Raw genomic sequence first — 18515 nt, 5'->3', positions numbered from 1 at the left:
CCCGGTGAGGAGGTGTGCGTTGGTTACACCAAGCGCCGGCAAAAAGGAAACGGTGCAGTGGCCGGCAATGAGCCGGTGTCCGCTCCTTTGCTCTGAATTTACCACGTCGACTGTGCCAGCCGCTCCTTCAAGCGCGGGGCGGCGAAGTCGAGGAATGCACGCAGCTTCACCGGCAGAAGCCCCTGGCCGGCATGGACGAGGCTCACCGGCCATGGGTCCGGCTCAAACTCCTGCAACACCGGGCGCAGCGTACCCGACCGGACGGCGGGGGCGATCTGGTAGGAAAGCAGCCTCGTCACGCCGACGCCGGCAATCGCCGCATCGATTGCTGCCTCAGCCGTGTTGACCCGTAACCTGGAGCGGACCGGCACGCTGAATTCAGCCTTGCCGGTGGCGAAGCTCCAACTGGCGGCGGTGAGCCCTTCGAAGGTGATTGCACTGTGTCCTGCAAGTTCTTGCGGCGTTTTCGGTGTGCCGTGCTCGGCGAGATAGGCCGGGCTCGCGCAAACGACGCGACGGATTGAACCCAGGCGGGTGGCGATCAGGCTCGAATCGGCAAGCTCGCCGATGCGGATGGCGAGGTCGATGTGCTCTTCGATCAGCTGGGTTATCCGGTCGGCGAGTGTCAGCCGCACACTTACCTCGGGATAGACGGAGAGGAAGCCGGTGACGACCGGCAGCACATGCAGGCGGCCGAAGACGATCGGCGCAGTGACGATCAGTTCGCCGGTCGGGGCGCTGTATTCGCCGGCGGCCATTCGCTCGGCCTCGCCGATCTCATCGAGAATGCGACGACAGGCGGCGAGATAGGTGTGGCCTGCATCGGTCAGCGACAGCTGCCGCGCCGAGCGGTTCAACAGCCGTGTCTTCAGGTGCTTTTCCAGGTCCGAAACCTTGCGGCTGACCGTCGTCAGCGGAATGCCGAAGCGACGCCCGGCAGCCGAGAGGCTGCCTGTCTCCGCCGCGGCAACGAAAAGCGACATGGACTGGAGGCGATCCATAGCTCTACCGAAAATTTGCCCTTCCGAAAAACGGAAGGATAGGTTGCAGATATGGCATCTGCATCTCGAAGACGGAAGGCCCTATTCTCGTAAGCGAACAATGCAGCGCACTCGGCGCCTAAGGAGATATTCATGAACGCTCACACCAGCGATGTCGCATTCACCCTGACGGTGAAGGCGATCCAGGCCCGCAAGGGCTCGCGCCAGGCCTATGCCCGTATCGAGGAGCGTGGCGGCTGGCAGGCGGCAATCACGCCCGATCTCGCCGCCTTCATCGAGGCGCAGACCAGCGTCTTTCTGTCGACCGCCAATGCGGACGGGCAGCCTTACATCCAGCATCGCGGCGGGCCTGCCGGTTTCCTCAAGGTGCTCGACGAACGGACGATCGGCTTTGCCGATTTTTCCGGCAACAGGCAGTTCATCACCCAGGGCAACCTCAGCGAGAACCCACAGGCTTTCCTGTTTCTGATCGATTATGCGCACCGGCAGCGCATCAAGATCTGGGGCAAAGCGCAAGTCGTCGAGGGCGATGCCGAGCTGACGGCAAAGCTGATGCCGCAAGACTATAAGGCGCGACCCGAGCAGGTCATCCTGTTTACGGTTTCGGCTTGGGATTCAAATTGCTCGCAGCACATCCCGCAGCGTTTCGAAGCGGCCGACGTGGCGGCGGCGCTGGGCGAACGCGACAAGCGCATCGAACGGCTCGAACAGGAGATCGCACGCTTGCGATCGGATGCAGCAGCCAGGGAATAAGAGCTAGGGAATAAAAAGTGCCGGTGCCGTTCAGCTTCCGCCTGCGGCGTCGGCCAGCGCGACGCTCTCGGTTTGCTTCACCGGCATGATGCCGCGCGCCAGCGCCAGCAGGTATTTGTTATATTCGGTGAACAGCACACGCAGCGCTTCCGGCTTGGTCAGCCAGCCGCCATTCTCGAGGTTGGTGTTGACCACCGGATAGGGCTCGAGCCTTGCGCCGTGCAGCAGCCGGCCCATTTCCAGCAGGCTGCGCGGCATGTGATAATTGTTGGTGACGAGAATGACGGTGCCGTAGGCATGGTCCTCGACCCATTTGGCGCTTTCCTCGGCATTGCCGATCGTGTCGAGCGCAGCGCGGTCGATGTCGACGCAGCATGAAAACAGCCTCTTGTCGCCACCGGTCGCGGCTTGAAGCTGGCGGCGGCTGGCGGAAGGATGGACGCCGCTGATCAGCAGCCGCTCGCCCTTGCCTGACGCAAGCAGGCCCATAGCAGCGTCGAGTCGCGACTGGCCGCCGGTCAGCACGATGATAGCGTCGGCCCTTGCCGGATTGGCGGGCGTCGTCAGACGGCTGACGGTATTGGCGAACCAGCCGAAGCCGGCGACAAACAACGCCACAAGGGCGAGCAGAAGGAGAGCCGAGAGGCGCAAGGAGCGGGCTGCCAGCAGCCGCCCATGTTTGGCGGATTGATCCGGCTTGGCAAATTCATCAGGCCCGGCGAATTCATGCGGACGCGCAACCAGCACTGGCATGCACCCAGCGGTATCGGTCGAGTCCCGAACGTCCATCATGAAATGGTTAATCCCGAAATACGGCCTTTGGTAGGAAAAAAATGCAATTTTCGTGACGAGGCGTTTTCATCCGTGATCGATCTTTCCTTTAGCCGGCGTCCGGCTGGCGAATATCGATGTCGCTGAGATAGGTAACCACGGTGAAATGGGAGGTTGCCGCCGTCAGCGCGCCGATCACCAGCACCATGACAGCGACCCCGAGATAACCCGCCGAGCCGATGGCGAAATTGCCGAACAGGGCGGTCGCCTGGTCGGCCTGCGGTGTCGCCATATTGCGTGACGACCACCAGGAGAAGACGATGAAGACGAGGATCGCCGCGGCGCCGCCTGCCGCGGCGCCCTTCATGCCGGTGACCAGAAAATGCCGGCGGAATTCGCGCGCGATGAAGCGCGCCTCGGCGCCGACGAAATGCAGCACCTCGATGATGTGGCCGTTGCCGGCCATGGCGCCGCGCGTCGCGAATACAACGGTCAGCACCGTCGCAGACAGCATCAGCGCCAGCACTGCGATACCGATCGTTACCGTGGTGCGGGCCATAGCAACCAGCCGGTCCACCCAGGTGCGATGATCGTCGAGCGAGGCGCTCGGCAGCTTCGGCGTGATTGCCGCACGCAGTGCGGCGAAATCGGGCGGACTGTTCTCGTCAATGGTGATGATGATCAGGCGCGGCACCGGCAGCTCATCGATGTTCAGGCCCGAGCCCAGCCAAGGCTCGAGCAGTCGGGCCGTTGCTTCGCGATCGACGATCCTGGCGCTTTTCACGCCAGGGAACTCGCCGGCGATCTGCGAGGCAAGCGCAAGTGCGGCCTCCATGTCGAGGCCATCGACCGGCTTGATCTGGATGGTCGCTTCGCGCGAGATCTGGTTCTCCCAGACGGAGGCGGTGTCACGCACCAGCGTGACTGCGCCAAACGTCAGGCAGGACAGAAACGTCATGATGGCGATGACCAGCACCAGCGCCCGGCCGGCGATGTTCTGCGCCGGCACGATCGGCGCCATCTTGCGCTGGACGCGGGGCTTTGCCGCCGCGGCGTCCTGACCCTCGAAATGTTCGACGGAGAGCTCAGTCATAGATGTCCAGCCTTCCGCCGGCCAGGATCATTCGCCGTGCGTCGACCTGTTCCATCAGGCCGAGGTCGTGTGTGGCGATCACCACGGCGGTCCCCAGCCGGTTGAGCTCGATGAACAATCGCAGCAAGCGTCGCGCCAGCGGCGGGTCGACATTGCCGGTCGGCTCGTCGGCGAGCAGGATCTCGGGCTGCTCGATCAACGCGCGGGCGATGGCGGCGCGCTGCTTCTCGCCGCCAGACAGCACCGGCGGCAGCACATGCATGCGCTCGCCGAGGCCGACCCATTTCAGCAGCTCGGTGACGTCGGTGCGGTAGGTCGCTTCCTCGCGGCCGCGTACGCGTAGCGGCAAGGCCACGTTCTCATAGGTGGTCATATGGTCGAGCAGACGAAAATCCTGGAACACCACGCCGATGCGCCGTCTCAGATGCGGCAATTCGGTGCGCGAGATGCGCGAACGGTCCTTGCCGAAAATGGTGATCAGGCCGCGCGTCGGCTTCAGCGACATGAACAAAAGCCGCAGCAACGTCGTCTTGCCGGCGCCTGAAGGTCCGCTCAGGAACTGAAAGGAGCGCTCCGGAATGTGCAAGGAGATGTCGCGGAGAATCTCCGGACCCATGCCATAGCGGAGGCCGACATTTTCGAAGCGGATCACTTTCGACGACCTGAAATTCTTGGCGGCAAGATGCCAGCCCTTTCTGTGGTAAGACCATCGGCCGGCATGGTTAACCGACGGTTAATTTGGCGGCTTTTCGAGCGAGTCCCAGGGGTTCCGGTGGGGAAGCGTTAACCATTTCCGTTTACCCAAAAGAAACGAACAGCGAACAGGTGCTGTAGTGTCAGGCCATGATGGCTGAGGATCGAACCGCGCGCCCGGTTTCCGGCGAAATCATGACCGATCCGGCCGCCGGGCCGGAACGCATCATGCATGACGTGACCGCCGACGTCATCGATGCCGACTATGAGGTGCTGCCCCGCCATTTTACACGTCCAGACTTTGCGCCGCCGCCTGCCCGCATGATTTCCACGCCTTCCATCGAAGGCATGGACATGTTGCGCAAGCCCGAAACCGCCGTCGAACGGCCGTTGTGGGTGCACGGTGGGCCGATCTTCTGGATTGTCGGCGTCGGTGCCGCCTTTGCCGCCTTCTGGATGTCGGGCGGCCATGCGCTGATTCGTTAGAACGGCGCCGGAAAATCAACGGGTCACCAAGTAAACGATTCGCGACGCGCTGGGGCATCCGACCGTTCGCGGGCGTCCTGCGAAAGATTGGCCTTGCCAGCCGGCTCGACATGCCTAGAAACGGGGTTGAAGACCGTTTCGGTCGGCTTCGCCTACAAGGCGATCATTTCTGGAAGGGCAGCCAATGCCAGTCGTGCGCGGCAAGGACATCGAAGTCCTGTTTTCAGCGTCCGCCATTGCGCGGCGGAACCTGGAACTTGCCAAGGAGATCGCCGGGCACGACTACCACGACCTTCTGGTAATCTCGGTGCTGAAAGGATCATTCATCTTCGCCGCCGATCTTATCCGTGCCATGCACGATGTCGGCCTGTCGCCGGAGGTCGAGTTCATCTTCATCTCCAGCTATGGCGCCGGCACGACCAGCGGTGAGGTGAGGGTGCTGCGCGACATCGACAACGAGGTCGCCGGCCGCGACGTGCTTCTCATCGACGACATTCTGGAATCCGGCAAAACGCTGAGTTTCACCCGCGACCTCATGCTGTCGCGCGGCGCGAGGAGCTGTGCCATCGCCGTGCTGCTCGACAAGCGCATGCGCCGCCAGACCACGCTCAACGCCGACTATGTCGGCTTCGACTGCCCCGATTATTTCGTCGTCGGTTATGGCATGGACGTCGCCCACGCGTTTCGCGAATTGCCGTTCGTCGGCATCGTCAAGGGCGACGCTTGAGGTCTTTTGATAATTCTACTCCGGCGGCCACCTGACGCAGTTTTGAGCGCTTCCGGTGCTCTCGGAGTCGACAGTCCGCTCCGCTCCGGTTCTCGAAAACCACGCCATCTGACTCGCCAGAGCGAATTCTGAAAAGGCCTCATCGACCCTCAGCGCCTTCAGGAAACATCAACTTTTCCTCGCCAAATATCCTGCCCATGGCAAAGCTCCTGATCGTCGAGGACGATGAATCCGTCCGCAGCCTCGCCGCCCGTGCGCTCGAACGCGCCGGGCATAATGTCACTGTTGCCGCCGATGGCGCGCACGGTCTTTCTCTGATCGGGGCGGCGCAGGGGGGCTACGACCTTGTGCTGTCCGACATCCGCATGCCGGAGATGGACGGCATCGAGATGGCCAAGGCGGCAGCGGCGCTGTTCCCGGCGGTGAAGATCGTTCTGATGACCGGCTATGCCGACCAACGCGAGCGCGCCGAGGAATTGGACGGCATTATTCTCGACGTCGTGCAAAAACCGTTCGCGCTGGCTGAAATCCGCGCCCGCGTCGAACAGGCGCTCGCCTGCTTCGCCTAAAGCCCAAGGTCGACCGCCTTCAGGCAGGGTCGCAGGTCGCCGCAATGGCTGGCTCGCCGCTCCGGCGCCGGCCGGCATTGAGCGCAAAAAGCCCGGCGCCGATGATGAGGGCTGCGCCGGCCGCCGTCGCTGGTCGCGGCATTTCGGCAAAGAACAGAAAACCCCATAGCGGCGACCAGATGATACCGGTGTATTCGAAGGTGGCGACGCTGTTGGCGGGCGCCAGCCGGTAGGCCTGCGACAACAGGATCATTCCGGCCGAGGCAACGAAGCCGCATGCCCCCATCTTGAGGAGATCCGGCGTCGCCGGCCAGGCCCATGGCCGGACGAGGAACTCGAGGCTCGGATGCACGGCGTGGTCAATGCCTGCCAGCCAAAACAATGCCGCTACCAAGGCCGCGCCGACCAGATAGGCGCCGTTCTGATAGAACGCCATGACGGTCGAGGATTCGGTGTCGCCGATCTTGCGCGCCATCAGCTGCGAGAAACCGTAGAGCAGAGCCGAACCTAGCGACAGCAGCGCCGCCCAGTCGAACAAGCCGGCGCCTGGGCGCACCATCACCAGCACGCCGAGCATGCCGACCAGGACGGTGGCGAGCGCCTGCCAGGACACGCGTTCGCCGAGATAGGGGCCGGCCAGCGCCATGATGAACAGCGGCGCCATGAAATAGAGCGCCACCGCGTCAGCCAGCGGCAGGGCGGCGATTGCCAGATAGTAGGCCGTGTAGGAGGTGAACTGGATGAAGGCGCGCATCGTCAGCATGCCGAACCGCTTCGACAGGATTGCCTGCAATCCGACATCGGCGTGGACGAGGAAAACCAGGATCGGCAGGGCGACGATCGAGCGGATCGCCATCACCTCGGTGACCGGATAGTGGCTCGACACCGCCTTGACCAGCGGGTCCTGCAGCGAAAAGACCAGTACGCCGAGACAGAGGCTGAGGATGCCGAGCACAAGCCGATTCTGCATAGGCGCTCCTGTCCCCGCGTGCGCGGCCGAACACAGGCCTGCATCCGGGTAAAAAGAACCCGCCGCCATTTCGGGCAGCGGGTACGAGTGAGGACTTTTGATTGGTCCGCGGCCGATTTCGCGGCCGCATATCCAATGGGTAAGGCGAACTATTGTCCGCCGTTTGACATGTTGCAAACGAATTGGAATGATGCCAGCAATCAGATTTTCTTATGGCGGGCACATGCGACCCAATCTCGACAGCGACCTGTTGCGAACCTTCGTGGCGGTCGCCGACAGTGGTAATTTCACCAAGGCGGCGGAGCGGGCCGGGCGCACCCAGTCGGCGGTCTCGATGCAGATGAAGAAGCTTGAAGGCATGATCGGCGACAGCCTGTTCGAGCGCGGCTCGCGCGGTGTGGCGCTGACACGGCGCGGCGGCGAGCTCATCGCCAACGCCAGGCGCATCGTTTCACTGCTCGACGAGACGGCGGCATCGATGGTCGCGGCGCCGCTTGGCGGGCCGGTGCGCATCGGTATCCCGGAGGAATATGGCCACGCGATCCTGTCGCGCGCGCTCGGCGCCTTTGCCAAGCGCCATCCTCAGGTCGACATCACCGTCCGCTACGCGCATTCCGGTGCGCAGATCGCGGCGCTCGCCGCTGGCGAGCTCGATCTGGCGGTGGTGTTCGAATGGCAGGATCTGTCGGGCGGTGAGGTGCTGATGCATGACCCGACCGTATGGGTGACGTCAGAGCTGCATCACATGCATGAGGAGCGGCCGGTGCCGATCGCGCTCTACAACCGTGCCGGTTGGTGCAAGGATTTCGCGATAAAGTCGCTGGAACAGCGCGATCTCGCCTATCGTGTCGCCTACACCAGCGATACCAATGGCGGCCTGCGGCTCGCCGTCACCTCCGGGCTGGCGATTGCGCCGATCTCGCGCAGCAACATTCCGGCCGGCTGCCGCGAGCTTACGACCGCCGACGGGTTCGGCGACATCGATTCCTCGAACGTGGTGCTGCGGCGCAACCCGAACGCTTCCGGCGAGGCCATCGACGGCATGGAAGAGGCGATCCGCGAGGCGTTCACCAACCGTTAAAGAATGCCGCTCAGTCCGGCGGTGGCGGCCACCACGGACCGCGCGCGGCGATCTTCCGAATACAGGCAGCCTTACTTCAGCTCCAGCAGCCGCTCCAGATAGCTGCGCTCGATATCGGGGCTGAGTGCATTGCCGAGCCGCTTGCGGATCGCTTCGAGGATTTGGCGGGCACGCTGCACGTCGATCTCGTCAGGCACTCTCACCGAACTCCCGTCATCGGGACCCTCGCTGGTGCGGGGCCGCCCGAGCGGGTCACGGTCGGCATTCTGCTGTCGTCCGCCCTGGCCGTTGCCGCCCTGGTCGCCTTGCATCGCCTGCAATTGCTTCATCATGTCCTTGGCGCCCCTGCGCAAGGCTTCCAATGCGCGGCCCTGGTGACCGACGGCCTGGTCGCCTTCGCCCTCGCCGAGCGCCTGTTCGGCATTGCCCATGGATTTGCCGGCCTCGCCAAACCCCTCATTGGGGTCGAGGCCCATGCCTTCGAGGCTCTTCCTCAATTGATCGAGCTCGCTCTGCAGCTTGCCCTGGCCTTCCTGCAACTGCTTCATCGCATCGGCGAATTCCTGCGGCGTCATCTGCCCCGGCCGGCCGAGCGGATCGCGGTCGTCGCCCAGGCCGGGCTTGCCCTGTTCGTCCATCGGGCCCGGCTCACCGTTCTCGCCGAGCTGCTCGTCGCGGTTCTGCCCGCGCTGTTGCTGGCCACGCTGCATCTGGTCCATGCGGAAGGTGTCGTTCATCATCTCCTGCTGGCGCCGCATGATCTCGCCCAGCTTATCCATCTGCTGACGCATCTCGCTGTCCTGCTGACCGCCTTGTTGCTGGCGGCCTGCCTGCAGATTGTTCATCATGTCCTGCAGCTCAGACAGCAATTGCTGCGCCTGGTCGCGATTGCCGGATTTCGCCAGGTTCTCGATCTGGTCCATCATGCGGTCGATGTCGCTCTGGCGCAGTTCCCGGCCGTTCTGCTGCATCTGTGGCGCATTCGGATTCTGCTGCGCCCGCGCCGCGAATTCCTGCAGGAACTGGTTCATCGCCTCGCGCAGTTCCTTCATCGCCTTCTCGATCTCCTGGTCGCTGGCGCCGTTCTTGATCGCATCCTGCAGCGCCTGCTGCGCCTGGCGCAGCCGCTTCTCGGCCGCCGACAGATTGCCTTCCTCGATGCCGAGCGCGATCTCCCAGAGGTAAGCGACCTCGTCGCGCAATTGGTCGTCGCTGTCAGCCATCTTCAGCCGGGTGCGGGCGCTCATGATGGCGAGGTAGTGCGTCATGTTGTCGAACGTGTCTTCGGGCCTGAGCGTGATCGCATCCATTAGGTCGAGCACCCGGTCCTTGGCATAGGCGTCGAGCGCCAGCATGCGGCGCTGCTCGACAACAGCCCGCGCCAACGGGTTGGAGAATGGCCGCTCCGGCATCACCAGCGTCTTGGTTTCGCTGGTCGCCGTGTGTCCGGCACCGTCGGTGGCGACAAGCGACAGCTTGACGTTACCACCGGCCCAGACATGGTCGGTCAGGTCCTTCGTCGTCTTAGCGGCATTCGCCTTCCCGCCGCGGCGCGGCAACGTCAGCGGCATTTCCGGCGGGCCATAGAGCGGATGCGCGTTGGGTGCCTGCGGATCGGCCAATGCGAAAACGGCCTTGGCGGAGGCCGCGCCATAGTCGTCGTCAATCTGGTAGTTGAGTTCGAAGGCGCCGTTGACGGCGCGCTTCGGCTCGCCGACAAAGCGGATCTGCGGCGGCTTGTCGGGAATTATGGCGAAGGCCCAGCGGCCGAGCTCGCCGTCGCCGGACTGCAGCGTCAGCGTGCCGTCGGCCGTCAACTTGCCGCTGAACTGGCGCACGGTGGAAGGCGTTGCCGGAGCTGCCTCAGTCTTGGCGGCTTGCGGCCCGGTCGGATCGATGGCGCGGGTGTTGCCGCCGGTGTCGGCGTAACTCAGCGTTTCCTCGCCCGAACCGCCGGTGACGCGCAGCGACACATCGCTGCCCTCCGGAACGGTGAAGGTCGGCGCCGTTTGAGTGGCGTTGTTGGCAAGGACTGGGGCGTTCAGGAATATCGGCGGCCTGCCGGTATAGGCCGGCGGCGTCACCCAGGCATCAATGCGCGGCGGCACGACGTCGCGGGCGGCACGGGCAACAAAGCCGTCGCCCAGCCTGCCGCCCGACGGCCCGAAGGAGAAGGCAAAGGCAGTGACCAACAAAAGCGCGGCAACGGCGCGCAACGCCCACGGGTCGCGTTCCGGCACGCGTGTGCGCGGCACGTCGCCGCCAAGCTCGCCCAGCCGGTCAGCCATGCGCCGCTGATGCTCGCGCCACAGGGCTTGCGAAAAAATGCTTTCCTTGCCGCTCGGGCGATCGGTCTGGACCTGCACCGGGCTGTGCAGCAGCCGGTTGGCCGCCTCGATGCGGCGGTCGACCTCGGCACTGGATGGCGTGCGGAAGAAACGCAGCGGGTAGAGTGCGGCAAGCGCTGCGACGCCGAATGCCGTGATAAGACCGATCCGCGCCAGATCGGGCAAAAATGGGAATAGGCCGAGCCACGAAATGCTGAGGAACAGGCTGGCGACGATGATCAGCGGCAGCAGCAATGGCCAGCCGCGTTCGACGATTATCGAGACCTGCGTCCCCAGCCGGCTCAAGGCAAGGCGCCTGGCCAGACTGCGATCGCTGGTGAAAATGGGTCGTTGCGTCATCGGCCCTTCCTGGCCGGGCGGGATAGCCCAGGCCTCACGAGTCTATCGCATGGGCCCGAAAAGTCGATTTCCGGGAAGCACGATGCGAAGACCTAAAATCTTAGCGCGTACTTCGTGCGTCCAAGCGGATGCACATCGCCCTAAGGATACCAACAAACACGGCGAAGGCGAGGCGGTTCCCCAAAACGTGAACAATAATGCCCCGGATATTGTCAGAATTTCGCCGGATTGGCGTTTGCGCCGCAGACCAGTACGGCAACGTGCTCGCCTCTAGCCGGTGCGTAGCGGCCGGACAGGAGCGCCGCGAAGGCGGCCGCACCGCCCGGCTCGGAGATGATTCGCACGCGGTCCCACAGCGCCGCCTGGGCGGCGATAATGTCGTCGTCGCCGACCAGGATCGAGCGCTCGACGAATGCCTCGGCGATAGGAAACATCATTTCGCCGACACGCTTTGGCGCGAGCGAATCGGCGGCGACGCCCTCAGCCGGCGCGTCGACGGGTCGGCCCGCGGCGAACGCGCGATGAAGCGTCGGCGCACCCTCCGGCTCGACCGCGATGATCCTGATGCGGCCGGAAAACCAGGCGGCGATGCCGCCGATCAGGCCGCCGCCGCCGACAGCAACCAGCAGGGTGTCGAGCTTCGGAAGGTCGGCCTCGATTTCGAGGCCGAGCGTGCCCTGCCCGACCAGCGTCTCCTCCTGGTTGAAGGCGTGGATCTGCAGGGCGCCGGATTTTTCGGCGAAGCTCTCGCTGGCGGCCAGCGCCTCGGCATAACGGGCGCCGCCGACGATCAGCTCGGCGCCGTAGCCGCGGATGCGGTCCAGCTTGGCCTGCGGGCTCACTTCGGGAACAAAGATGGTCGCCTTGTGGCCGAGTCGCATGGCGGCATAGGCGACGGCGGCGCCGTGATTGCCGCCCGATGCGGCGACGACGCCGGCCGCAGGAACCGGCCGTTCGAGGAGATTGGTGAACGCACCACGCGCCTTGAACGAGCCGGAATGCTGCAAGCACTCAAGCTTCAGGTCGACCGGCAGAGCCGGGCGGCCGAAATCGGCCATGTCGACGCGCAGCACCGGCGTGTGGCGCACGAAGGGTCGGATGCGTGGTTCCATCGCCGCAATGCGCTCGCGTGTGATCGTGTGGCCGTGCAGCATGCTTTCACTCCCAGGGCTGACATTCAGAGTTGACATTACTTAGTAACTTGGCAAAGTAGCTAAATGCAAGAGGTCGACGTCTTCAAAGCGATTGCCAACGAGCGCAGGCTGCAGATCCTCGATTGGCTCAAGGACCCGCTCGCGCACTTTCCGCCGCAGGCGGACGGCGATCTGGTCGACGACGGAGTCTGCGCGCTGCTGATCGCTGAAAAGCTGGGGATCACCCAGGCGACGCTCAGCGAACATATGCGCGTGCTCACCCAGGCAGGGCTTTTGCGCAGCAAGCGCATCAAGCAGTGGACATTCTATCGCCGGAACGAGAACAGGATCGCCGAAACCAGGGCGCTCATTCAGCACCGCCTGTAGCTGCAGAGTTCTACTCCAACCAGTCCGGCACCGAATCCAGTCCGATCAGCTCGTCATAGGTCTGGCGCGGGCGCACAACGTGGAAGCGGTCGCCGTCGACCAGCACTTCCGGTACCAGCAGCCTGGTATTGTAGGTGCCGGCCTGGACGGCGCCATAGGCGCCGGCGGTGGCGACAGCGATCAGGTCGCCGGATTTCAGCCGGGGCAGGTCACGGTCGAGCCCGAGATAGTCACCGGTCTCGCAAACCGGGCCGACGACGTCGACCTTCATGCGCGGTGCTGCGGCCGGCTGCTGCGCCACCGGCTTGATGTCGTGGAAAGCGTCGTAAAGCGTCGGCCGGATCAGGTCGTTCATCGCGGCGTCGACGACGAGGAAGTTCTTGGCGTCGCCCTCCTTCACGAAGATTACCTCCGAGACCAGGATGCCGGCATTGCCGACGATCAGCCGGCCTGGCTCGAACATCACTTTCAGCCCGAGTTCGGCGACGACATGCTTTCTGACGATCCGGGCATAGGCATCGGGCAAAGGCGGCGGGTTGTTGTCGACGCGGTAGGGAATGCCAAGGCCGCCACCGACATCGATGTGCTCGATGGCATGACCGTCGGAGCGCAAGGCGCCGACCAGCTCCACCAGCAGCGCAAAGGCCTCGTCGAAGGGCTGCAATTCGGTGATCTGGCTGCCGATATGGGTGTCTATGCCGGTGACCTTGATGCCCGGCAGCTCAGCCGCGCGCGCATAAACCTTTCGTGCCTGCTGCCAGGGAATGCCGAACTTGTTCTCGGCCTTCCCAGTCGAAATCTTGTTGTGCGTCCTGGCGTCGACATCCGGATTGATGCGCAGCGAGATCGGCGCGATCTTGCCCAGCGCGGTCGCGCGGGCCGACAGCAGCTCCAGCTCCGGTTCGGATTCGACGTTGAAACAGAGAATGCCGGCCGAGAGCGCAAAATCCATTTCGCGCGCGGTCTTGCCGACGCCCGAAAACAGGATCTTGCTTGCCGGAATGCCGGCCGCCAAAGCGCGGCGCAATTCGCCCTCCGAGACCACGTCGGCGCCGGCGCCGAGTCTTGCCAACACCTTCAGCACGGCCTGGTTCGAATTCGCCTTCATGGCATAGCAGACGAGGGCGTCGAGCCCGGCAAAGGCCTCTGTGAAGACGCGAAAATGCCTGGTCAGCGTCGCCGTCGAATAACAATAGAACGGCGTGCCGACGCTGGCGGCGATGTCTGATATCGCCACGTCCTCGGCATGCAGCGCGCCGTCGCGGTAGTCGAAATGGTTCACGAGATTGGTCCGAAAAATCAGAGCAGCGGGTCGAGGATGAATTTCTTGTCCTCAACAGGTTTTTCCGGCTCCGGCGGCAAAGGTTGCTTGGCCTTCTCGGCGTCCTTGCGGGCCTGCACGGCGGCCGCGTAGGGCGTATCAAGCGCAGCCTTCCTGCCGCAGGCCGCAACGGTGGCCATTGCTGCCAACAGCGTCAGCGTCACCAAAATCCTGCTTCCGGTCATCGTGCCATCCGTCCGAAACTTTTGCCCGCAGCCGCTTCTAGCCGAGTTTTGCGGCCATTGCACCCCGCGTCTTACGCCTTGGCGAGCCGCTTTTTCCAGTAGCGGATCTGCTTGCGCACCTCGGACGGCGCGGTGCCGCCGAAGCTCGTGCGGCTCTTTACAGAATTCTGCACGGCAAGGACCGAAAACACGTCGGCGCTGATACCGGGGTGAATGGACTGCAGATCCTCCAGCGAAAGCCTGTCGAGCCCGATCTTCCTGTCCTCGGCCAGCGCCACCGCCCGGCCAGTGATATGGTGCGCCTCGCGGAACGGCAGGCCGAGCGTGCGCACCAGCCAGTCGGCGAGGTCGGTCGCAGTCGAATAGCCGGCGCCGGCGGCCTTTTTCATCGCCGCGGTGTTCACCGTCATGTCGCGCACCATGCCGGTCATTGCCGCCAGCATCAGGTCGAGCGTCTCGGCCGCGTCGAAGACGGATTCCTTGTCTTCCTGCATGTCCTTGCCATAGGTCAGCGGCATGCCCTTCATTACTGTCAGCAAGCCGACGAGGTGCCCGGTGACGCGGCCGGTCTTGCCGCGCACCAGTTCGGCAGCGTCGGGATTCTTCTTCTGCGGCATGATCGACGAACCCGTCGAGAAACTATCCGACAGCCTGACGAAGCCGAATTGCGGCGTCGACCAGATGATGATCTCTTCAGCCAGTCGCGACAGATGCGTCGCGCAGATCGCTGCTACGCCCAGGAACTCGAGCGCGAAATCGCGATCCGAAACGCTGTCGAGCGAATTGCGCATCGGCTCGCGGAAGCCAAGCGCCTTCGCTGTCTCGTGCCTGTCAATCGGAAAGCTGGTGCCGGCAAGGGCGGCAGCGCCGAGCGGGCTTTCATCCATACGCTCAATCGCATCGCGGACGCGAGACAGGTCGCGCGCAAACATCTCGACATAGGCCATGCAGTGGTGGCCGAAGGTCACCGGCTGCGCCGCCTGCATGTGGGTGAAGCCCGGCATCACCGTTGCCGCATGCTCCTCGGCGCGATCTAGGAACGCCGTGATCAGCCCCTTCAGCGCCTCGGCGACGCGAAAGCACTCGTCCTTGACCCACAGCCTGAGGTCGACCGCCACCTGGTCATTGCGCGAGCGGGCGGTATGCAGGCGGCCAGCTGCGGGCCCGATCAAATCGGCCAGACGGGCCTCGATATTCATGTGGATGTCTTCCAGCCTGGTGGAGAACTCGAATGTGCCGGCCTCGATCTCTGCCAGGATCGTGTTCAGCCCGTGAGTGATTTTTTCTTGATCGGCCGCCGAAATAATGCCCGTTTGCGCCAGCATCTGGCAATGGGCGATCGAGCCGCGAATATCCTGCGCATAGAGTTTGCGGTCGAACGAGATCGACGCGTTGATCGCTTCCATGATTGCGGCCGGACCCGAGGCAAAACGTCCGCCCCACATCTGGTTGCTGGCCTTCTTGTCGTTCATCGCTATAACCCGTGCTCCGGAGCAGTTTTTCAAAAATGGCAGACGGCAATAGATTTTTCCCGGCTTTGCGTCTCATCCTCGCCGCTTTGGTTGCGGGCGTGCTGGCCGGCGCGGTCGCGGTATATGTCAGGGAAAGCAGTTCTGGCAACAAGGCGCCCGCGCCAGTGGCCGCCGGCGGCGGCAAGGACGACGCCGCCTGCGTCGCCAAGACCGACCGTGCCAAGAAGATCGCCGCCGCTGCTACCGGCCAGGTTGCCGCGCTTTTGCCGGCGGATCCGCCGCAATCGCTGAAAAGCCTTGCCTTCAACGGCCCCGACGGGGAGCCGACGATGATCGCCGATCATGCCGGCAAGACGGTGCTGCTCAATCTGTGGGCGACATGGTGTGCGCCTTGCCGCGCCGAAATGCCGGCGCTCGATGCGCTGCAGAAGGAGATGGGCAGCGATGCGTTTCAGGTTGTTGCCGTCAACGTCGATGCCGGCGACGATGCCAAACCGAAGAAATTCCTGGAGGACACCGGCGTCAAGTCGCTCGGCTACTATCGCGATGCCACGATGGCGCTGTTCAACGACGTCAAGACGCGCGGCCTGGCGCTAGGTCTGCCCGTCACCATGCTGATCGATGGGCAAGGCTGCCTCATCGCCCATATGAACGGCCCGGCCGAATGGTCGGGGCCGGATGCCAAGCGTCTGGTCGAGGCGGCGCTTCAGCCGGGATAGGCTCAGACCGTGCGCAGGCGCGGCTTGAGCACGGCAATGCTTGCGCCGCGTCGGCTGGCTGTGCGGATTGCCGGAGCAGCCACGCCCGTCAGTTCGCCGAACGTCTCGATCGGAGCCGGTTTGCCGAGGTAATAGCCTTGCCCGATCTCGCAAGCCTCGGCGTCCAGGAACTGCAATTCACCCGGCGTCTCGATGCCCTCCGCAAGGACCGGTAGGCCGAGACCGCGTCCAAGCCCCAGCACGGCGCGGACGATCGCCGCGAACTGGGCGTTCTTGTCGACCGATTTGATGAACGACCCGTCGATCTTGATCTTGTCGAAGGGAAAGGCGCTAAGGTTGGACAGCGAAGAGTAGCCGGTGCCAAAATCGTCCATCGCTACATGCACGCCAAGCGCCTTGACCTGCCTCAAGGCCGCCAGCGCGCGTGGCATATCCTTCACCAGGGCTGTTTCGGTGATCTCCAGTTCCAGCCTGCCGGGTGCCAGGCCGGACCTCGCCAGTGCGTCATGCACCTTGCGGCTGAAGTTCGGATTGTGAAGCTGCACGGCGGAGACGTTGACTGCGACCATCAGCGGATTTGTCCAGCGAGCAGCATCGTTACAAGCCGTCGTCAGCACCCAGTCGCCGATCTGGGCGATCGCGCCACTGTCCTCGGCCACGGGGATGAAAACAGCCGGAGAAATATCACCCCGCTCAGGGTGCTGCCACCGGACCAGGGCTTCGAAGCCGATCATCCTGCCGCCGCGGATTTCCTTCTGAGGCTGGTAGACGAGGTGGAACTCCTTGCGGGCGATGGCCTGGCGCAATTCATGCTCCATCACGCGCTTGTCGCGGGCCGCGGTGCCCATGGCTATCTCGAAAAACCGGTAAGTGTCCCTGCCTTCGGTTTTGGCGCGATGGAGTGCCGTGTCGGCGTGGCTGATCAGGCCGGCCTGGTCTTCGGCATCCAGCGGAAAGAAGGCGATGCCGATGCTGGCCGAGACGAGGCCGGAGCCGACCGAAACCCTGTTTTCCTCGCGGATCGCCGCCAGCAAGTCCTCGGCTATCCGGCCTGCGGCCAGGGGGTCGGGGAGGTTCGGAGCTATGATGGCAAATTCGTCGCCGCCGAGACGCGCGAGCATTTGTCCGTGGCGCGGAATGCCGGAAATGCAGTGCGCGAGTTTCTGCAGCATCGCGTCACCGGCGCTGTGGCCGTAGAGGTCGTTGACTTGCTTGAACCGGTCGAGGTCAAGCAGCAGGAGCGCCAGATATCCATCCCTGCCGCCACGATCCATCGAGGCGAATTCTGCTTCCAGCCGGGAAGAAAAGCTCCGCCGATTGGCAAGCCCGGTAAGCGGATCGAAATGCGCGAGGCGGAGGATCTCTTCTTCTGCTTTCTTGCGCTCACGGATGTCGCGAACGGCAAGCACCGTATGAGGCCTGCCGCAGTAGGTGATCTTCCTGGCGATCAGCTCGACAGGAATTCTCGCGCCGTCGCTGCCCCTTAATGTCGCTTCCTGCGCCTGTTCGCCGAAGCCGGACATAGCGGCTGCGCTCTGTCCGTCGAAAAGCTCGCCGAGTTGCATCGTATTCAGGGTGGCTGTCGCTGTTCCGGTCAGCTTCGCCATACTGTCATTGGCGCTGACGATGCGGGTGCCATCGCAAACGATCAGACCTTCCACCGCCGCATTGGCGAGATCGTGCATGCGCTCGGCCTCGAGCTTCTGGTGGCGAAAGCGCAGATCGATCCACAGCGCGGCACCTGACAGCACAAGGATTACAAGGCTGGCGACCGCTGCGGCAAAGGCCTGGGAAATGGGCTCGATGGAATGTTCGGATATTTCAATCGAGGAATCCGGAATGATCGACACCGCGGCCATCGCGATGAAATGCAAGCTGCAAATGGCCAGCGTCAAAAGCGCGGCGCCGCCGAGAGTCGCGAGTGCTGACGGGCGGCGCAAGACGACCAGGAGCGCCAGTGCCGCAAGGGTCACGCCGGCCAGAAGCGATATCGCGACAAGGAGCAGGTTCCATACGACCCGGCCTTCGACCTCGAAAGCTGCCATGCCGATGTAGTGCATCGTCGCGATGGCGCCACCGAGAATGGCGCCACCGACGAGGAAATGGTCGATGCCGCGGCGCAAGGTGGCGACCCACATCCCAAGCGCGGTCAGGATGACGGCGGCGGCAAGCGAAAAGGCGGATAATCCCGGATTGTATGCGTTCGGTATTCCCGGCGTAAACGCGGTCATGGCGATGAAATGCGTCGCCCATATGCCGAACCCGGTCGAAGCTGCGGCGATCATCAGCCAGACAAGCCGGTTTCGCTCGGTCGATCGGCCGACATGCTTAAGGAGATTAACCGCAGAGAAACAAGAAATTCCACAGACGAGTGCGGCGAGCGCAACCAGTCTCAGGTCGTGCTGATTTACGATACAATTATAGACCGTCAGCATCCTGGTTCACTCGGTCAAAACTAACAGGGGAG

The 18515-nt window shown here is 63.5% G+C and carries 18 protein-coding genes; 7 read left to right on the top strand and 11 right to left on the bottom strand.

Annotation, left to right across the window (positions count from 1 at the left end; genetic code table 11):
* Positions 1-98: 98 nt before the first annotated feature.
* Entirely contained in the window at positions 99-1001 is a 903-nt protein-coding gene (locus NKH50_RS19925; protein WP_352880609.1) for a LysR family transcriptional regulator, read from the bottom strand.
* 132 nt (positions 1002-1133) lie between these two features.
* Between NKH50_RS19925 and NKH50_RS19920 the strand changes: the two genes are divergently transcribed.
* Positions 1134-1754 carry a pyridoxamine 5'-phosphate oxidase family protein gene (locus NKH50_RS19920; RefSeq protein WP_352880607.1) on the top strand — a complete coding sequence of 207 codons (621 nt, stop codon included), beginning with the start codon at positions 1134-1136 and terminating at the stop codon, positions 1752-1754.
* Positions 1755-1784: 30 nt separating this feature from the next.
* On the opposite strand, the gene NKH50_RS19915 is transcribed toward NKH50_RS19920, so the two are convergent.
* From NKH50_RS19915 to ftsE, 3 genes are all read right to left on the bottom strand, one after another.
* Positions 1785-2546, bottom strand: coding sequence for a YdcF family protein (locus NKH50_RS19915; protein ID WP_352704391.1), 762 nt, complete (start codon positions 2544-2546; stop codon positions 1785-1787).
* Between the two features lie 88 nt (positions 2547-2634).
* Entirely contained in the window at positions 2635-3618 is a 984-nt protein-coding gene (locus tag NKH50_RS19910; protein ID WP_352505094.1) for a cell division protein FtsX, read from the bottom strand.
* Complete coding sequence (gene ftsE, locus NKH50_RS19905; RefSeq protein ID WP_023677923.1) at positions 3611-4270, bottom strand: cell division ATP-binding protein FtsE; 660 nt, start codon at positions 4268-4270, stop codon at positions 3611-3613. The genes NKH50_RS19910 and ftsE overlap by 8 nt, the downstream gene beginning before the upstream one ends.
* Positions 4271-4464: 194 nt before the next feature.
* Between ftsE and NKH50_RS19900 the strand changes: the two genes are divergently transcribed.
* The 3 genes from NKH50_RS19900 to NKH50_RS19890 all read left to right on the top strand — a co-directional run bounded on the left by NKH50_RS19900 (position 4465) and on the right by NKH50_RS19890 (position 6093).
* Positions 4465-4797 (top strand): hypothetical protein, encoded by a 333-nt coding sequence (locus NKH50_RS19900; protein WP_352880605.1) that lies wholly within the window; start codon positions 4465-4467, stop codon positions 4795-4797.
* Positions 4798-4981: 184 nt separating this feature from the next.
* Positions 4982-5524, top strand: coding sequence for a hypoxanthine phosphoribosyltransferase (hpt, locus tag NKH50_RS19895; protein ID WP_254816654.1), 543 nt, complete (start codon positions 4982-4984; stop codon positions 5522-5524).
* A 197-nt stretch (positions 5525-5721) separates the two neighbouring features.
* Positions 5722-6093: a response regulator gene (locus NKH50_RS19890; RefSeq protein ID WP_352505095.1), complete on the top strand. Its 372-nt coding sequence runs from the start codon at positions 5722-5724 to the stop codon at positions 6091-6093.
* Between the two features lie 19 nt (positions 6094-6112).
* Here the strand turns inward: NKH50_RS19890 and NKH50_RS19885 are convergent, their stop codons facing one another.
* Entirely contained in the window at positions 6113-7063 is a 951-nt protein-coding gene (locus NKH50_RS19885; RefSeq protein ID WP_352737919.1) for a DMT family transporter, read from the bottom strand.
* A 223-nt stretch (positions 7064-7286) separates the two neighbouring features.
* Between NKH50_RS19885 and NKH50_RS19880 the strand changes: the two genes are divergently transcribed.
* Positions 7287-8144 carry a LysR family transcriptional regulator gene (locus NKH50_RS19880; protein WP_352649318.1) on the top strand — a complete coding sequence of 286 codons (858 nt, stop codon included), beginning with the start codon at positions 7287-7289 and terminating at the stop codon, positions 8142-8144.
* Positions 8145-8215: 71 nt separating this feature from the next.
* Here the strand turns inward: NKH50_RS19880 and NKH50_RS19875 are convergent, their stop codons facing one another.
* Both NKH50_RS19875 and NKH50_RS19870 read right to left on the bottom strand, forming a co-directional pair.
* Entirely contained in the window at positions 8216-10831 is a 2616-nt protein-coding gene (locus NKH50_RS19875) for a TIGR02302 family protein (RefSeq protein WP_352801916.1), read from the bottom strand.
* Positions 10832-11043: 212 nt separating this feature from the next.
* Positions 11044-11985 carry a threonine/serine dehydratase gene (locus tag NKH50_RS19870; RefSeq protein WP_352880601.1) on the bottom strand — a complete coding sequence of 314 codons (942 nt, stop codon included), beginning with the start codon at positions 11983-11985 and terminating at the stop codon, positions 11044-11046.
* Positions 11986-12048: 63 nt separating this feature from the next.
* Here NKH50_RS19870 and NKH50_RS19865 point away from each other — a divergent pair, with 63 nt between their 5' ends.
* A complete protein-coding gene (locus NKH50_RS19865; RefSeq protein WP_352880599.1) occupies positions 12049-12351 on the top strand; it encodes an ArsR/SmtB family transcription factor in 303 nt (100 codons plus the stop codon).
* Between the two features lie 10 nt (positions 12352-12361).
* On the opposite strand, the gene lysA is transcribed toward NKH50_RS19865, so the two are convergent.
* The 3 genes from lysA to argH all read right to left on the bottom strand — a co-directional run bounded on the left by lysA (position 12362) and on the right by argH (position 15329).
* On the bottom strand, positions 12362-13633 hold the full coding sequence (gene lysA / locus NKH50_RS19860) for a diaminopimelate decarboxylase (protein WP_352737914.1): 1272 nt from the start codon (positions 13631-13633) through the stop codon (positions 12362-12364).
* 17 nt (positions 13634-13650) lie between these two features.
* Positions 13651-13857 (bottom strand): hypothetical protein, encoded by a 207-nt coding sequence (locus NKH50_RS19855; protein WP_023677931.1) that lies wholly within the window; start codon positions 13855-13857, stop codon positions 13651-13653.
* Between the two features lie 71 nt (positions 13858-13928).
* The gene (argH, locus tag NKH50_RS19850) at positions 13929-15329 is read right to left on the bottom strand and encodes an argininosuccinate lyase (RefSeq protein WP_352880597.1); all 1401 of its coding nucleotides are present in this window, start codon (positions 15327-15329) and stop codon (positions 13929-13931) included.
* 35 nt (positions 15330-15364) lie between these two features.
* On the opposite strand from argH, the gene tlpA reads away from it, so the two are divergent.
* Positions 15365-16048: a thiol:disulfide interchange protein TlpA gene (gene tlpA, locus NKH50_RS19845; RefSeq protein WP_352737912.1), complete on the top strand. Its 684-nt coding sequence runs from the start codon at positions 15365-15367 to the stop codon at positions 16046-16048.
* A gap of 2 nt (positions 16049-16050) precedes the next feature.
* Here tlpA and NKH50_RS19840 read toward each other — a convergent pair whose 3' ends face one another.
* Complete coding sequence (locus NKH50_RS19840) at positions 16051-18483, bottom strand: bifunctional diguanylate cyclase/phosphodiesterase (protein WP_352880594.1); 2433 nt, start codon at positions 18481-18483, stop codon at positions 16051-16053.
* Between the last annotated feature and the right edge of the window lie 32 nt (positions 18484-18515).

This window comes from Mesorhizobium sp. M1027, assembly GCF_040318745.1.
GTDB lineage: Bacteria > Pseudomonadota > Alphaproteobacteria > Rhizobiales > Rhizobiaceae > Mesorhizobium.
The sequence above is the reverse complement of the archived record's forward strand: the minus strand, read 5'-3'. Positions and strand labels throughout refer to the sequence as shown.

Excerpts from the sequence above, each read along its gene's own strand:
- NKH50_RS19925 (WP_352880609.1), bottom strand. The coding sequence starts at position 1,001 with ATGGATCGCCTCCAGTCCATGTCGCTTTTCGTTGCCGCGGCGGAGACA.
- NKH50_RS19920 (WP_352880607.1), top strand. The coding sequence starts at position 1,134 with ATGAACGCTCACACCAGCGATGTCGCATTCACCCTGACGGTGAAGGCG.
- NKH50_RS19915 (WP_352704391.1), bottom strand. The coding sequence starts at position 2,546 with ATGATGGACGTTCGGGACTCGACCGATACCGCTGGGTGCATGCCAGTG.
- NKH50_RS19910 (WP_352505094.1), bottom strand. The coding sequence starts at position 3,618 with ATGACTGAGCTCTCCGTCGAACATTTCGAGGGTCAGGACGCCGCGGCG.
- NKH50_RS19900 (WP_352880605.1), top strand. The coding sequence starts at position 4,465 with ATGGCTGAGGATCGAACCGCGCGCCCGGTTTCCGGCGAAATCATGACC.
- hpt (WP_254816654.1), top strand. The coding sequence starts at position 4,982 with ATGCCAGTCGTGCGCGGCAAGGACATCGAAGTCCTGTTTTCAGCGTCC.
- NKH50_RS19890 (WP_352505095.1), top strand. The coding sequence starts at position 5,722 with ATGGCAAAGCTCCTGATCGTCGAGGACGATGAATCCGTCCGCAGCCTC.
- NKH50_RS19885 (WP_352737919.1), bottom strand. The coding sequence starts at position 7,063 with ATGCAGAATCGGCTTGTGCTCGGCATCCTCAGCCTCTGTCTCGGCGTA.
- NKH50_RS19880 (WP_352649318.1), top strand. The coding sequence starts at position 7,287 with ATGCGACCCAATCTCGACAGCGACCTGTTGCGAACCTTCGTGGCGGTC.
- NKH50_RS19875 (WP_352801916.1), bottom strand. The coding sequence starts at position 10,831 with ATGACGCAACGACCCATTTTCACCAGCGATCGCAGTCTGGCCAGGCGC.
- NKH50_RS19870 (WP_352880601.1), bottom strand. The coding sequence starts at position 11,985 with ATGCTGCACGGCCACACGATCACACGCGAGCGCATTGCGGCGATGGAA.
- NKH50_RS19865 (WP_352880599.1), top strand. The coding sequence starts at position 12,049 with ATGCAAGAGGTCGACGTCTTCAAAGCGATTGCCAACGAGCGCAGGCTG.
- NKH50_RS19855 (WP_023677931.1), bottom strand. The coding sequence starts at position 13,857 with ATGACCGGAAGCAGGATTTTGGTGACGCTGACGCTGTTGGCAGCAATG.
- argH (WP_352880597.1), bottom strand. The coding sequence starts at position 15,329 with ATGAACGACAAGAAGGCCAGCAACCAGATGTGGGGCGGACGTTTTGCC.
- tlpA (WP_352737912.1), top strand. The coding sequence starts at position 15,365 with ATGGCAGACGGCAATAGATTTTTCCCGGCTTTGCGTCTCATCCTCGCC.
- NKH50_RS19840 (WP_352880594.1), bottom strand. The coding sequence starts at position 18,483 with ATGCTGACGGTCTATAATTGTATCGTAAATCAGCACGACCTGAGACTG.